This window comes from Actinoallomurus acanthiterrae, assembly GCF_054775715.1.
In genome coordinates, this window is record NZ_BAAHCO010000001.1 from 10381410 (window position 1) to 10395542 (window position 14133).

The window sequence follows — 14133 nt, forward strand, 5'->3', positions numbered from 1 at the left end:
AACGAACAGTACGACGCCACCGCCCGTTCGGGAAGACGCGGGCGCGACCACCGGACCCGCCTTCGCCTCCCCAGGAGGAAGCTCCTCGTGATCCACCGCCGAACGCCCGCCCGGCTCCGCCGCCGCGCGATCGTGCCGCTTCTCGGTCTCCTTCTCCCGCTCGCGTTCGCCCCGCCGGGCGCGCGGGCCGCCGAACCCCCGGCGTCCTGGCGGGTCACCGCCGCGCCGTTCGCGCTGACCTTCCTCGACCACGGACGGGCGGTCACCGGGGAAGCGGGCGGAACGTCCACCGGCCCGGGCGGGCGGCTGTCCTACCAGGTCGGCGGCTCGGCCACCTCCCAGGAGGGCGCGACGTACCACCGGCTCACCGACCTCGTGGCCCGGCGCCCCGTACGCGGCGGCACGGCGTACACCGTCGGGACGGACGAGCCCGGGCGGACCGCGACCGTCACCGTCACGCGGACCTCGCAGGGCGTGCGGGTGCGCTGGTCGTTCGCCCCGTCGAGCGACGTCACGGCCGTGTTCGAGGCGCTGACGGCGCGCGGCGACGAGCACTACCTCGGCGGCAGCTCGGCCGCGTACGTGGACCTGCGCGGGCACATCCGCGGCTGGAGCCCCGGCAAGGAGGGCAACGAGGCCGGCGACTACTGCCAGAACCAGGAGCAGGCCGCGAGCACCTTCTACCTCAGCTCGGGCGGGTACGGGCTGCGGGCCGCCACGGACCACGTGGGCCGGTTCGCGTTCCCCGGCGCCACCCAGCAGAGCGACGGTCCGACCTGTGCCAAGACGCCGAAGCCGCCGACCGGCGCGGCCGAGCCGTACCCCTGCCCGGTCGCGGCCACCGCGCAGCCCGACCGCGTTCAGATCTGTGTGAAGGACGCCGAGCTGACCTACGACGTCTACACCGGATCACCGGCCGCGGTGACGGGCGCGTACTACCGCACGGTGGGGCTGCCGGGCATGCCACCGGCGAGCCAGTTCGCGCTGATGAAGTGGCGTGACGTCAACGCCGACCAGGCGCAGGTGCTGGACGACGTGGCGCAGATGAAGAAGCTGGACATCCCGCTCGGCACCATCTGGATCGACAACCCGTGGGAGCGCCAGCCGGCCGGGAACACCCACCGGATCAACGGCAGCGCCTGCACCAACACCGGGGAGTTCGACCCGACGTTCTTCCCCGACCCGCAGAAGATGATCGACACGATCCACGCGCAGGGCGTGCGGTTCGGGCTGTGGGTCACCTCCCACGTCGTCAGCGCTCCGTCCTCGTCCCAGGGCGGCGGCACGTGCGCCGGTCTCAACGACATCTGGGCGAAGAACGGCTGGCTCGTGCCCGGCACCAACTACATCGACTTCACGAACCCGGCCGCGCGCGAACGCTACGTCGAGCAGCTCACCCGCATCTTCCGGATGGGCGTCGACATGGCCAAGGAGGACCGCGCCGAGGAATATCGCCTGGAGACGACGCAGTTCGCCGGCGGCTCGGGCGCGGGCCTGTACCTGCGCTATCCGGACCTGTACCAGTCGGCTGTCACCGAGGCGATGCGGCGAGCGCATGGCAACGACTTCGAGACGCTCGTACGGGCCGGGGTTCCCGGCACCGCGCAGCACACGCACGGCATGTGGGGCAGCGACGTGTTCGAGACGTTCGCGGGGCTGCGCACCTCGGTCCGGTACGGCACGAGCGAGTCGCTGACCGGGCACTTCGCCTGGGGCTCCGACACGGGCGGCATCGACCCGCAGTCGCCCGCGGACGCGACGAACAGCCCGACGCCGTCGCTGTTCACCCGCTGGGCGCAGTTCAGCGCGGTAAGCCCGGTGTTCGAGGTCGGCGGGGCGGGACTGAACGCGACGCCGTGGAAGTACGACGCGGACACGGTCCGGCGGTTCCGCGACGCGGTCGTGCTGCACTACGAGCTCTTCCCCTACCTGTACGGGCTGGCGCGGAACGCCGCGCGCACCGGCGTGCCGATCCTGCGGGCCGTCGGCTTCCAGTACCCCGGCGACCAGGCCGCCTGGGCCCAGGACCAGGAGTTCATGGTCGGCCCGGACCTGCTGGCCGCCCCGGTCACCGCCGACCGGGCCGACGCGGACGGCGCGGCGGGCCGGCCCACGCCGGTCGAGGTGTACCTGCCGGCCGGGCGCTGGGTCGACCTGTACAGCGGCGAGGTCGTCGACGGCGGGCGCACGGTCACGCGGCCGACGAGCCTGGACGAGTTCCCGCTCTACATGCGGGCGGGCGCGACGATCGGCTTCAACTCCCGCGTCCTCGGCGGCTGGCGGACCGACGAGCTGTCCAAGCCCGGCCTCACCGGGTGGCTGTACGCCCCCGGCCCCGGCCGTACGGCCCGGTTCCGGGTGCCGGCGACGACCGGCCGGGCGCAGGTCGTCGTGCCGCTGCGGCAGCCGCCGCGCTCGGTCACCGTGGACGGCCGCACGCTGCCCCGCGCGGCGGACACCACGGCGCTGCGCTCCGCGGGCGACGGGTGGACCTTCACCTCGGGGCCGTTCGGCGGAGTCGTCCTCACGCTGACGTCGCAGGGCCGCCCCGCCGACGTGACCATTCGATGACCACATTCCAGGAGGAACAATGACGGGACCTTGGCCCAGGCGGCGCTTCCTCGGCGTGAGCGGCGCCGTCGTCGGCGGCGGGCTGCTGGCCGCCGCCCTCGGCGGACCGGCCCTCGCCGATACGGACCCCTGGCGGACGGCCGACAGGATCCGGCGGCGGGTGCGGGCGCCGCGGTTCCCGCACCACCGGTTCCGGGTCACCGACTTCGGGGCGAAGGGCGACGGGACCACCGACTGCTCGCGGGCCTTCGAGGCGGCGATCAAGGCGTGTTCCCGGCGCGGCGGCGGCCACGTCGTCGTCCCGCCCGGCCGCTACCTGACCGGGCCGATCCGGCTGCGCAGCCACATCGACCTGCACGTCGAGGAGGCCGCGACGATCGCGTTCAGCACCGACCCGGCGAAGTACCCGCCCGTGTACACGCGCTGGCAGGGCGTCGAGTGCTACAACTACTCGCCGTTCATCTACGCGTACGAGGCCCGGAACATCGCGATCACCGGGAAGGGCACGCTCGACGGGCAGGCGAGCAACACCGCCTGGTGGCCGTGGTCCGGCAGCACGAAGTACGGCTGGAAGCCCGGCGACCCGCAGCAGGGCCCCGACTGGACGCTGCTGCAGCAGTGGGCCGACCAGGGCGTCCCCGTCGCCGAGCGCGTCCTCGGCGCGGGGCACTACCTGCGCCCGAACATGATCCAGCCGTACCGCTGCGAGAACGTCCTCGTCGAGGGCGTCACCATCGTGAACTCCCCCATGTGGGAGATCCACCCGGTGCTGTCGCGGACCGTCCTCGTCCGCGACGTCACGGTCGACAGCCACGGCCCGAACAACGACGGCTGCGACCCCGAGTCCTGCACCGACGTCGTCATCACCGGCAGCACCTTCGACACCGGCGACGACTGCATCGCCATCAAGGCGGGCCGCAACGCCGACGGCCGCCGCGTGAACGCCCCCAGCCGGAACATCCTCGTCGAGGACTGCGAGCTCCGGGACGGCCATGGCGGCGTGACCATCGGCAGCGAGATGACCGGCGGCGTCAGCTCCGTCTTCGCCCGGAACCTGCGGATGACCAGCCCCAACCTCAACAGCTGCCTGCGCCTGAAGACCAACTCCATGCGCGGCGGCTACATCCACGACGTCCACATGAAGGACGTCGAGGTCGGCCAGCTGGCCGTCGCCGCGATCCAGATCGACTTCTACTACGACGAGGGGCCCGGTCACCCGTACAACCCGTCGGTGAGCGGGATCCACGTGGAGAACCTGCACGTCGGCACCACGAAGTACGTGCTGGACATGCGCGGCTACCCCGACGCCCCGATCAAGGACGTCACGCTCGCGCACTGCCGGTTCGACAAGGCGACGGACACCGACATCGTGGAGAACGTCCAAGGCCTCGTTCTCACCGACGTCACCGTGAACGGCTCCCCAGTGGGTGTGCACGCCTGACCGGTGCGCGTACGGCGGGGGTGCCGTAGGCCCGGGCATCCCCGCCGTTCAGCGCTGCTTCAGCTGCCGCAGCACGTTCGACGCCATCTCCTTGACCTGACGGTCGCCCTGCTTCATCGCCGCACGCAGGTGGCGTTCCGCGGCGACCGCGTCGGTGTCGGCGAGGACCACGCCGACGTAGCAGTGTCCGAGCGCCGCGACGTTCCGGTCCGGCGAGCCGGTGGCCGTCTCGAAGCACGTGAACGCCTCGCGCACGCGGTTCGCCTCCATGTAGATGATCCCGAGGTTGACCGCGGCCTTCGGGGCGAACTCGGGGTCTCCCGTGGCGTAGGCCGTCTCGAGGGCGTCCCGGGCGCCCTCCACGTCCCCCGTCCCACTGAGGATCTCGCCGAGGTGGAACGCGGCGCGGGGCGCCGCCGACGGGACGCCGGACTCCATCGCCTCCCGGTACAGCGGTATCGAGCCCTCGACGTCGCCCCGGCGGTCGCGGATGAGCGCCAGTTGGAGGGCCGCCTGGGGCACGACGTGCGCCACCCCGCACTCGAACGCCACGGCCAGTATCTCGACCGCCCGCTCGTCGTGGCCGGCGGCGGTCAGCATCTCCGCCAGGGCCAGCGCCGCCAGGCCCGCGCTCCTGGGCCGCTGCCAGCCGATCGCCTTCTCGTACTCCGCGGCCGCCTGCGCCTGCTTCCCCCGGGCCTCCAGGATCACGCCGCGCAGGTAGGCCGCCTCCGCGACCACGTCGAGATCGGGATTCGCGAGCTCGACCGCGCCGTCGGCCTCCGAAAGGGCCTTGCGGTGCTTGCCCCGCGACAGCTCGATCCAGCCGAGTGCCAGCTTCCCGGCGGCCATCATCTTGACGTCGCCGTCGGCGAACGCGCTCACGGCGACGAGCTGCGCGGTGTCGTGGGAGCCGAGCGTGGCGAGCCCTCCGCTGAGGTCCAGCACCAGGTCGAAGTCGAGCCGCAGCGCATCCCGCTCGATCAGCGCCTCGACCTGTTCGGGCGAGCGGATGAGTTCGGCCAGCCGCGCCTCGTGTTCGGCCTCGAGGATCGCCGCCACCAGAGCCTCATCCGGGTCCTCGCCGGTCGCTTCCGCGGACATCGACTTACCGCCCTTTCAGCGAAATGCTGGGAGATCAACGGAAAATATCACCGGCCGAGCTGGTCCAGGAGATGGTCGCGGAGGACCACCGCCTGGTTGTGGTCGGGGTCGCGCGCGGAGTACAGGAGGGTCACCGGTCCCTGCCGGGCGGCCTCCAGCAGCGGGCGTACGACGTCGGGGTGCTCGCCGAGCTCACGGCGGTAGCGCTCGGCGAACTCCGCGAAGCGCTCGGGCCGGTGCCCGAACCAGCGACGCAGATCGTCCGAGGGCGCGACGTCGCGCGGCCAGCCGTCGAGCTTGAGGTCGCTCTTGCGCACCCCGCGCGGCCAGATCCGGTCCACCAGGAAGACCGTCCCCTTCGCGTCCTCCGCCTCGTACACCCGGCGAATCTCTATCGCGCCCACAGCAGGGTCGTACCCACCTCGAGCGCCGTCACTTCGAGGCGGCGAAGCGGGCGGTCATGATGGGCAGGCCGGTGACGCCGAGCTCACGGACGGCGCGGAGGCGGTTCAGCGCGGGGAACACGGCGCCGTACAGCGGTCCGCGACCGCGTGGAGGACGGAGGTCGCGGAGTTCGGCGATGTTCGGCAGGGCGCGGAGCCTGGCCTTCTCGGCCGCGTCCACGGCCCACGGCATCGGGGGCGCCTGGTAACCCTGCGCGGTCGTCATCTGCCCGCTGAGCGTGCGCCGACTGAACCACGGCGGCACGCCGTCGAACACCATCGTGGCGCCGGGGAACCGTTCCGCGCACCCCGCGATGAGCCGGTGGACCTCGTCGGGCTGGAAGTACATCAGGAGGCCCTGCGCTGACAGGAGCAGGCCCTCGGCGGGGTCCACGTGCGACAACCACTCGTCGTCCAGCGCCGAGCCGGCGAGGGTCCGGCGGCGGGGCGGATCGTCGGGGAGCAGGCGCGTGCGCAACTCGACGGTCTCGGGAAGGTCGACGGTGAGCCAGCGGACCCGACTGTCGTCGACCCGCCAGAACTGCGTCTCCAGCCCCTCGCCGAGCGCGACCACCTGCCCGCCGGGGTGCTCGGTCAGGAACCGCCGGACCTCCTGGTCGAAGCGGAGGGCACGCAGGGCCTGCCACTGCCCGAGGCTCCCCGTGCCGAAGCGGTCCGCGAAGGGATAGTCCAGGGAGTCGACGAGCTCGACCGCCTTGGGATCACGGAGGACCGCGTCCGGCCGCCTGGCCTCGGTCGCGCGCTGATAGAGGTTCCACAAGAGCGTCTCGGGGACGCCGTCGAGGTCGACCCTCGACTTCTCACGGTCCGGCATCGCCCTCCTCGGCTCGGCGCTCAGGTGTCGCCTGATACGACGAACCCCGGCACCGGTCGGTTCCGGATGCCGGGGTTCGCAGTGACGGCACGACCACCGGTCGGGCGGACGGCGTCACGGGGGCGGCGCCACGGGGGCCGGCGCCGCCGAGAACGGCGGGCGAGCGTTCCGCTCACCCGCCACAGGGTGCGAAGGTCAGAACTTGATCACGCAGCGCTTCCTCGTTCCGCCGATCCGCGCCGGTGGCGCCGGCACGGGTGCGCAAAGAAGCGCCGATTCATCGATAGTCCCAGGCCACGGCCGAACGCCGCGAGAGCCCACGGTCCCCAAACCGCCGCCCTCGAGCCGGGACCATAGGCCCAATCACGAGGAATGGCGTCGAGTACGAAAGAGGCCCGGAGACGAATCTCCGGGCCTCTCCTTGGTAGCGGGGGCAGGATTTGAACCTGCGACCTCTGGGTTATGAGCCCAGCGAGCTACCGAGCTGCTCCACCCCGCGTCGGATGTCCCAACCGTATGCGGATCCGTGTCCTTGCGCAAATCGATATCCCGCCACCGGGCCGGCGCGACCGCACCCTCGCCGCTCCGACGTGGGCGGACGCCCTGATGAGCGGCGGGCCGCGACCGAGGTGACGGGCGGCGGGCGGGTGCCTCCGAGCGGCGCGGCACCGGGGGGCCGGCTGCGAATACGCGGAGATGGCGAGCGCCTACCGACCGCCCATTGAGGCCGATTCCCGGCAGAACCTCAAAAGTCACAGAAAAGAAGCTGAGTAAAACCCTAATATGAGCGCTTTCGTCACCCCTCGAACGAAGGAATGGTTCATGAAGCTTGCCCTGCGTGTTATCGCGGCCGGCGGTATCGCCACGGCGTTGGTCGGGACCATGAGTGCCGCCGCCGACGCCTCGACGACCGACTCCACCGTCACCATCACCGCGACCCGTGCGGCCGGACCCGGGCTGCGGGCCGACGTGATCACCTGCAAGATCACGACGCACAACCCCCACTACTCGCACCACGCGCACGCGAAGAACCGCGACATCGTGAACGTCACGGCCGACATCACGTGCAGCAAGAAGGTGTCGGGGCTGGCCATCCAGGTGGCCCTGTACAAGGGGAACTCGCTGTACAAGAAGAGCGGCGTGAAGAAGGCCTACGGCAAGAACAGGATCAGCCAGAACGCCGCGCGCCGCTGCGTCAAGAAGCAGAATTACACCGGCGTCGCCGCCGGGACGGTCGTCTTCCCCGCCGGGTACACGCCGCCGTCCAAGAACGTCCGCTCCCAGAGCAAGACCGTCTACATCGCGGCCTGCAAGAAGAAGTGACGCGGTCAGCCGAGCGGATCGGAGAGCTCGGCCGATAGCGCCTCGATGCGTGCTCCGCCCGTCAGGTCCTCGACCAGGCGGGCGGTTCCGCCCACATAGGTGGCGTCCAGGTCGACGTCGGTCGCCACGCACCAGGCCCGGTCCGCCGGCCAGAAGAGGTTCGGGGACTGGGGAAAGAAGTAGCCGTCGCCTCGGTCCCCCATCTCCGTCGCGGCGTCGAGCGGGCCCTCGAACAGCAGGTAGTCGCGCCCCGGCAGGTGGACCTTCGGGCCGTCGGCGTCGATCCAGCCCCAGCCGTCCCACAGGCCGAAGTAGCACTCCCGCGGCGTGGTCGTGTGCGCCGCCAGGATCTCGCAGAGGACCGGCAGCAGCCCCGCGGGGAACGACCCCGCCCACGGCTCCCCGTCCTCCGGGCCCGCGATGTCCGTGAACCGCGTCCGGGAGCCGACGACGCTCCCCGACCGCTCCGCCACCTCGCTCCAGCGCAGCAGCCGTCCGTCCGCGGACTCCACGGGATGCGGCAGCCGCGCGTACGCCTCGAACCCTCCGGGGAGCAGGGCGTGCACGCCGGAGTCGAAGTCGCCGATCCCGTCTTCGATCCACGCGGCGGGCGAGACGTCGGTGAGCGGGCGCAGCCGAGAGACCATGCGTCCAGCCTCCGGCCCGGCCCGGGGGAGGCGCAAGCGGATCAAGGAAGAAGCACGATCAAATGACAAGAGGCCCAGAGGATGATCCTCTGGGCCTCTCATCGTGGTAGCGGGGGCAGGATTTGAACCTGCGACCTCTGGGTTATGAGCCCAGCGAGCTACCGAGCTGCTCCACCCCGCGGCGATGTCTTAACCTTATGGGTCCCGTGGGCCGCGTGCAAATCGACGGTGTTCCCCCGCCGTCGCCCGCCGTTCCCAGTCCGTTTCCCCGGGTCCGTTTCCCCGGGTCCGTTTCAGCGGGTCGGCTTCGGGGTCGGCGTGGGCGCCGCGGGCGGGGTGGCCGGGACTGTCGGCTTCGGCGTGGCGGGTGGGGTCGTCGGCGCCGGCTTGGCGCCGCTCTGCTTCTGCAGCCTGGCCAGCTCGTCCAGCGCCGCCTTGAGCCGCTTCTGCGCCTCGCCGTACGACGCCCAGTCGCCCTTGGTCAGGGCGGTCTGCGCGTCGGCGTAGGCCCGGTTGGCCGCCTCGATCGCCGCGCGGATGTCCGCGCTGGACTGCAGCGGCGGGCCGGAGGGCGCCGCCGCGCCGCCGCCGAGCACCTGGCTCAGCGCGTCCTGGAGCGTGGCGCCGAAGCCGATGTCGTTGCCGTACGAGACGAGGACCCGTTTCAGCAGCGGGTAGGCGCCGGCTCCGGCGTTGGCCTGCAGGTAGACGGGTTCGACGTACAGGAAGCCGCCGCCGAACGGCAGCGTCAGGAGGTTGCCGCTGACCGTCTTCGAGCCGGGGCCGCGCAGCAGGGTCAGCTGCTGCGACACGGTCGGGTTGTTCTCGAAGGTGTTCTGCACCTGCTCCGGGCCGGGGGTCACCTGGCTGCGCGGCACCTGCAGGATGCGGATCTGCCCGTACGTCGTCGGGCTCGTCGGCACGCTGTCGACGGCCATGAACGCGGTGAGGTTGGTGACCTTGCCCTTCGGGGTGAACGTCGAGGTCAGCGAGAAGCCGGCGGTGTTCTGGCCGGGCATCTTGACGCTCAGGTAGTACGGCGGCTCGACGGTGCCCTCACCGGTCGGGTCGTTGGGAATCTGCCAGAAGTCGCCGCCGCCGTAGAACGCCTGCGGGTTCTCGACGTGGTAGCGGGCGAGGATCTGGCGCTGGACCTTGAACAGGTCCTCCGGGTACCGCAGGTGCGTCAGCAGGTCGGCCGGGATCGCCGACCGCGGCTGCACGGTGCCGGGGAAGGCCTTCATCCAGGTCTGGAGCACCGGGTCGGTCGCGTCCCAGGCGTAGAGCGTCACCGTGCCGTCGTAGGCGTCGACGGTGGCCTTCACCGAGTTGCGCATGTAGTTGACGCGGTCCCCGGCCTGGGCCGCGACCGACACGCGGCTCTGGGTGTTGGTGTCCCGGGTCGCCTCGTCGAGGCTGGTGCGCTCGGAGTAGGGGTACTCGGAGGCGGTGGTGTAGCCGTCGACGATCCACACGACCTTCCCGCCGACGACCGCGGGGTAGGGGTTGCCGTCGACCTTCAGCCACGGCGCGGCCTTCTGCACGCGCTCGCGGGGTGTGCGGTCGTACAGGATGCGCGACTCAGAGTTGATCGCTCCGGACAGCAGGAGGTTCTTCTCCTTGAACCGCAGGGCGTACATGGTCCGGTTGAACAGCGAGCCGATCGGAACGCCGCCCTTGCCGTCGTAGGAAGTGTTGGTCTGCCCGGTGGGGCTCTTGTCGTTGGGGTAGTCCAGCTCCCGCTGCCTGGTGCCGCCGACGATGGAGTAGCTCGGCGAGCGCTCGCCGAAGTAGACGCGTGGCTCGGTGACGTTCAGCGTGCCGGTCGGCGGGATGTCCTTCTCGGTGAAGACCGGTGCGCCCTGGACGTCGACCTGGTTGCCGGGCGCGGCGACGAAGCCGTACCCGTGCGTGTAGACGAGGTGGCTGTTGATCCAGTTGACCTGCCCGGACGGCGGTCCCTCGATCTCCCGTACGGCGACGACGGTGTCGCGCAGGCCGCCGCCGTCCGCCGGGTACCGGTCGATGTCGAGCGGGTTGGGGAACTTGTAGAAGCCCTTGATCTGCTGTAGTTGCTGGTAGGTCGGCGACACGACGGCGGGGTCGAGCAGGCGCACGTTGGGCAGGGTCGAGGTCTCCTGCTTCGCCTGTTCCGGCGACAGCTTGGTGTTCGGCACGTAGTCGGTGACCTGGGTCTTCTCCACGCCGTACGCCTGGCGGGTGGCGACGATGTTGCGGCCGATGTACTTCGACTCCTTGTCGACCTCGTTCGGCTTGACCTGGAAGGTCTGAATCAGCAGCGGATAGACGCCGCCGATGAGGATGGCCGACAGCACGAGCAGGCCGAACGCCATGCCGGGCAGCATGGCGCCGCGCCGGACGAGGGTGGCGAAGAACATCAGCGCGCAGATCAGCGCGATCACCGCGAGGATCGTCTTGGCCGGCAGCACGGCGTTGACGTCGGTGTACGACGGGCCGGTGACGACTCCGCGCTGGGAGTCGGCCAGGCCCCACCGGTCGAACCAGTACGCGACGGCCTTCAGCAGCACGAAGACGCCGAACAGCACGGACAGGTGGGCCCGCGCCGCCGTGCCGACCCGCTCCCCCGGCCCCTGGAGCCGCAGCCCGCCGTACAGGTAGTGCACGATCAGCGCCGCGATGAACGCCAGGATCACCGCGGCGAACAGGAAGCCGAGCACCAGCCGCAGCAGCGGATACGTGAAGACGAAGAACGAGATGTCCTTGTGGAACTGCGGGTCCTTGATGTGGAACGGCCGGCGGTTCAGGAACGCCAGCCAGGTGCGCCACTGACCCGCCAGCGACGACCCGGCGAGCAGGCCGGCCAGCGTCAGCACCCCGGCGACGATCAGCCGACGGTGGGGGTCGAGCGCCGCGCGGTACCGGTCGAGGCCCTGCTGCTCCACCGACACGGGCCGGTACGGGGGGCGCACCCGGTAGGCGATGACGATGTTGACGCCCAGGATGAGGACCATGAGCACACCGGCGCACAGGAAAAGCGTGAGACGCGTCGTGAGCTGCTTGGTGTACACCGAGGAGAAGCCGACGGAGCGGTACCACAGCACGTCGGTCCAGATGGCGGTGAACGCGATGAAGAGCGCGACGAGGATCGCCAGGATCACGATCACGCGCAGCAGCAGCCGTGATCGGCCCACGCGGATCCGGCCGCCAAAGCCGGGGCTTCGGAAGGTCACGGCCACTCCCCTTCGCCGGGTGTCTCTGAAGGCAACTTACCGAGGCCGGTCCGGGTTCCCGCGCCCGGCTGTACGCCTGTGGCCGAAAGCGGGCCGGCAAGGGTGAAAAAATGGGCGGATGACCCGACTGGAAGAGGTCGTGCGCGATCTCGAACGGCACGCCGCCACCGCCGGCTGGGACGCCGCGCCCCGGCTGTACGCCCTGGTGGACGCCCCCGAGCTCAACCGGACCGAGCCGGAGCTCGCCCGTCAGCTCGGCGTCCCGGACGAGCCCGACGGCATCGCCGCCCTCGAACAGCCCGACCTGCCCCTCGATCGGCCGATAGAGGACGTCCTCCACGGCATCGAGTGGCCAGAGCAGGTCGCCGGCTGTGTGCTGATCCTCGAGCGCATCCTCCTGCCGGAGGGCGCCGAGGACGAGGTCCCGGACGACGATCCGGTGGCCTGGGCCGCCCGGCATCCCGGCCGCGAGGACGTACGGCTCGTGGTGGGCGTGCTGCGGGACGGCTCCCGTCACTCGGCCATGCGCCTTCGCGGGCACGACAGCGACGACGAGGTGCTGACCGGCCCGGAACTCGTCCCCGGCCTGACCGACACCCTGGCCTCGACCCTCACGTGACGGGACGCCGTGGCCACGGCCCTGGTCTGACGGCCGTCCTGGCCTCGACCCTCACCTGACGGGACGCCGTGGCCACGACCCTGACGGACGCTCTGGCCCCGGCTCTCGTCTGACGGACGCTCGGGCCTGAGGGTCGCGCCTGGTCTCGGCCCTGATCTGCGGGGCGCGCCCGCCTACTTGACCGGGCAGGCGGGGATGTTCCCCTGGCCGGTCCGCAGGGCGGTCAGGGCCTTCAGGGCGCCGTCCATGGTGTCCACCCGGACCAGCCGCAGGCCCTTGGGCTTGGCGCCGACGGCGTCCGCGCAGTTCTGTGTGGGCGTGAGGAAGATCGTGGCCCCGGCGTTGCGGGCGGCGACCATCTTCTGCTGGATCCCGCCGATCGGCCCGACCTGGCCCTCCGGCGTGATCGTCCCCGTGCCGGCGATGAACTTGCCGCCGGTGATGTCCTCGGGCGTCAGCTTGTCGTAGATGCCGAGCGAGAACATCAGCCCGGCGCTGGGACCGCCGATGTCACCGACGCTGATCTTCACGGTGACGGGGAACTGGTACTTCTCCTTCAGGATGACGCCGACGACGGCCTTGCCCGTCTTCTCCGGCGAGGCCACCGTGGTGACGGGGACCTCGGTCTCCTTGCCGTCCCGCTTGACGGTGAACTTCACCGTCTGGCCCGGCTTGCGGCCGCCCACGGTCGCGGTGACCCCGGCGATGTCCTTGATCTTCGCGCCGTCGATCGCGGTGATCTGGTCGCCCGGCCGGAGCCGGCCCTCCGCCGGCAGTCCCTTCTGCACGGAGTCGACCAGGACGGAGGTGGTCGTCGGCAGGTGCAGCTCGTGCATCGCGGCGGCGGTGGCGGACTCCTGGGAGTTCGACATCTCCTGGGTGTTCTCCTGCTCGACCTTCTTGGTGGAGACGTTCTTCGGGAAGATCGTCTCCTCGGGGACGACGGAGACGTCCGGGTCGAGCCAGCCGCGCAGCGCGGTGAGCAGGTCGATGCGGTTGCCGGGACCGCCCTGGTAGGCCACCGTGACGAAGTTGAGGTGCCCTTCGGTCGGGTAGGTCTTGGCACCCGAGATCTGGATCAGCGGCGCCTTGCCGAGCTTGCCCAGGGTGTCCGAGGTGGGCCCGGGGCGGAGCGCGACGTACGGGACGGGCAGGAGCGCCGCGCCCAGCCCCAGCAAGAGGATGAAAAGGCTCGCGACGACCAGAGTGGCAGCACGGCGGGACATGCCCGGAAGCCTACGCGGTCGAGCGTGGCCTCCGTCGCCCGGTCCGGCCACGCGGCCGCTCCATGGCGTCCCGGAACCGCTGGAAGTGTTCGATCTCCTCGAACGACCTCCGCACAGGCGGCCGGCGCCCCCGTAAGGTCAGCACGGCACCCGTGAGCAGAGCCACGGCCACCGGGATGGCCCACCACGCCAGAATGGACATGCGCGTCACCTCGGTACGAAGCGTTGTACCCAGGGTAACCCGCGTCGCTCAGTCGCAGGTCATTCCGCTCCGACCCATTCGTCGCCCCCATCGGTGAAGAGCTGATGCTTCCAGATGGGAACCTGGGACTTGAGGTCGTCGATGAGCATCCGGCAGGCCGCGAACGCCTCGGCGCGGTGCGGGCAGGCGGCGGCCACGACGACGGCGAGATCGCCGATCTCCAGGTCGCCGACCCGGTGCACCGCGGCGACCGCGCGCAGGGGGAACTCCGCGGCGACCTTCTCCAGCACGGTGCGCAGCACGTCGACGGCGCTCGGATGCGCGGAGTACGACAGCCCGGCCACCGCGCGCCGATGATCCTCGTCGCGCACGGTGCCGACGAACAGCGCCGTGCCGCCCGCGCCCGGATCGGCGACGGCGGCGAGCACCTCGTCGACGGACAGCGGGGTATCACGGAGTTCGGCGAGCCGGATGACGTCCACGTGACGAACGGTACCCGCTGGTCCGGAG

Annotated in this window: 11 protein-coding genes and 2 tRNA genes; 4 read left to right on the forward strand and 9 right to left on the reverse strand. The window is 70.9% G+C overall.

All coding sequences use genetic code 11. The features are described from left to right. Positions 1–87 precede the first annotated feature (87 nt). Positions 88–2571, forward strand: coding sequence for a glycoside hydrolase family 31 protein (locus tag ACYVF7_RS48960; protein WP_460353291.1), 2484 nt, complete (start codon positions 88–90; stop codon positions 2569–2571). A 19-nt stretch (positions 2572–2590) separates the two neighbouring features. After that, complete coding sequence (locus ACYVF7_RS48965; RefSeq protein WP_460353294.1) at positions 2591–4012, forward strand: glycoside hydrolase family 28 protein; 1422 nt, start codon at positions 2591–2593, stop codon at positions 4010–4012. Positions 4013–4060: 48 nt separating this feature from the next. Here the strand turns inward: ACYVF7_RS48965 and ACYVF7_RS48970 are convergent, their stop codons facing one another. The 4 genes from ACYVF7_RS48970 to ACYVF7_RS48985 all read right to left on the reverse strand — a co-directional run bounded on the left by ACYVF7_RS48970 (position 4061) and on the right by ACYVF7_RS48985 (position 6893). Further along, positions 4061–5116 carry a tetratricopeptide repeat protein gene (locus tag ACYVF7_RS48970; protein WP_460353297.1) on the reverse strand — a complete coding sequence of 352 codons (1056 nt, stop codon included), beginning with the start codon at positions 5114–5116 and terminating at the stop codon, positions 4061–4063. Positions 5117–5163: 47 nt separating this feature from the next. Beyond that, positions 5164–5520, reverse strand: coding sequence for a DUF488 domain-containing protein (locus tag ACYVF7_RS48975; RefSeq protein WP_460353300.1), 357 nt, complete (start codon positions 5518–5520; stop codon positions 5164–5166). A 28-nt stretch (positions 5521–5548) separates the two neighbouring features. Continuing rightward, positions 5549–6394 (reverse strand): class I SAM-dependent methyltransferase, encoded by an 846-nt coding sequence (locus ACYVF7_RS48980; RefSeq protein ID WP_460353304.1) that lies wholly within the window; start codon positions 6392–6394, stop codon positions 5549–5551. Between the two features lie 422 nt (positions 6395–6816). Next, a tRNA-Met gene (locus ACYVF7_RS48985) sits at positions 6817–6893 on the reverse strand. Between the two features lie 323 nt (positions 6894–7216). Between ACYVF7_RS48985 and ACYVF7_RS48990 the strand changes: the two genes are divergently transcribed. Beyond that, positions 7217–7717: a hypothetical protein gene (locus tag ACYVF7_RS48990; protein ID WP_460353307.1), complete on the forward strand. Its 501-nt coding sequence runs from the start codon at positions 7217–7219 to the stop codon at positions 7715–7717. Between the two features lie 5 nt (positions 7718–7722). Here the strand turns inward: ACYVF7_RS48990 and ACYVF7_RS48995 are convergent, their stop codons facing one another. From ACYVF7_RS48995 to ACYVF7_RS49005, 3 genes are all read right to left on the reverse strand, one after another. Then, a complete protein-coding gene (locus ACYVF7_RS48995; RefSeq protein ID WP_460353310.1) occupies positions 7723–8364 on the reverse strand; it encodes a hypothetical protein in 642 nt (213 codons plus the stop codon). Positions 8365–8468: 104 nt separating this feature from the next. Next, a tRNA-Met gene (locus ACYVF7_RS49000) sits at positions 8469–8545 on the reverse strand. Between the two features lie 112 nt (positions 8546–8657). Next, the gene (locus ACYVF7_RS49005; RefSeq protein WP_460353312.1) at positions 8658–11576 is read right to left on the reverse strand and encodes a UPF0182 family membrane protein; all 2919 of its coding nucleotides are present in this window, start codon (positions 11574–11576) and stop codon (positions 8658–8660) included. Positions 11577–11694: 118 nt separating this feature from the next. Here ACYVF7_RS49005 and ACYVF7_RS49010 point away from each other — a divergent pair, with 118 nt between their 5' ends. Next, on the forward strand, positions 11695–12195 hold the full coding sequence (locus ACYVF7_RS49010) for a PPA1309 family protein (protein WP_460353315.1): 501 nt from the start codon (positions 11695–11697) through the stop codon (positions 12193–12195). 173 nt (positions 12196–12368) lie between these two features. Here the strand turns inward: ACYVF7_RS49010 and ACYVF7_RS49015 are convergent, their stop codons facing one another. After that, positions 12369–13421: a YlbL family protein gene (locus ACYVF7_RS49015; RefSeq protein ID WP_460353317.1), complete on the reverse strand. Its 1053-nt coding sequence runs from the start codon at positions 13419–13421 to the stop codon at positions 12369–12371. 261 nt (positions 13422–13682) lie between these two features. Next, on the reverse strand, positions 13683–14105 hold the full coding sequence (locus tag ACYVF7_RS49020) for a molybdenum cofactor biosynthesis protein MoaE (protein ID WP_460353320.1): 423 nt from the start codon (positions 14103–14105) through the stop codon (positions 13683–13685). Between the last annotated feature and the right edge of the window lie 28 nt (positions 14106–14133).

What these genes read in the sequence shown, in the direction of transcription:
- ACYVF7_RS49010 (WP_460353315.1), top strand. Translation starts at nt 11,695, where the DNA reads ATGACCCGACTGGAAGAGGTCGTGCGCGATCTCGAACGGCACGCCGCC.
- ACYVF7_RS48970 (WP_460353297.1), bottom strand. Translation starts at nt 5,116, where the DNA reads ATGTCCGCGGAAGCGACCGGCGAGGACCCGGATGAGGCTCTGGTGGCG.
- ACYVF7_RS48965 (WP_460353294.1), top strand. Translation starts at nt 2,591, where the DNA reads ATGACGGGACCTTGGCCCAGGCGGCGCTTCCTCGGCGTGAGCGGCGCC.
- ACYVF7_RS49015 (WP_460353317.1), bottom strand. Translation starts at nt 13,421, where the DNA reads ATGTCCCGCCGTGCTGCCACTCTGGTCGTCGCGAGCCTTTTCATCCTC.
- ACYVF7_RS48995 (WP_460353310.1), bottom strand. Translation starts at nt 8,364, where the DNA reads ATGGTCTCTCGGCTGCGCCCGCTCACCGACGTCTCGCCCGCCGCGTGG.
- ACYVF7_RS48990 (WP_460353307.1), top strand. Translation starts at nt 7,217, where the DNA reads ATGAAGCTTGCCCTGCGTGTTATCGCGGCCGGCGGTATCGCCACGGCG.
- ACYVF7_RS48980 (WP_460353304.1), bottom strand. Translation starts at nt 6,394, where the DNA reads ATGCCGGACCGTGAGAAGTCGAGGGTCGACCTCGACGGCGTCCCCGAG.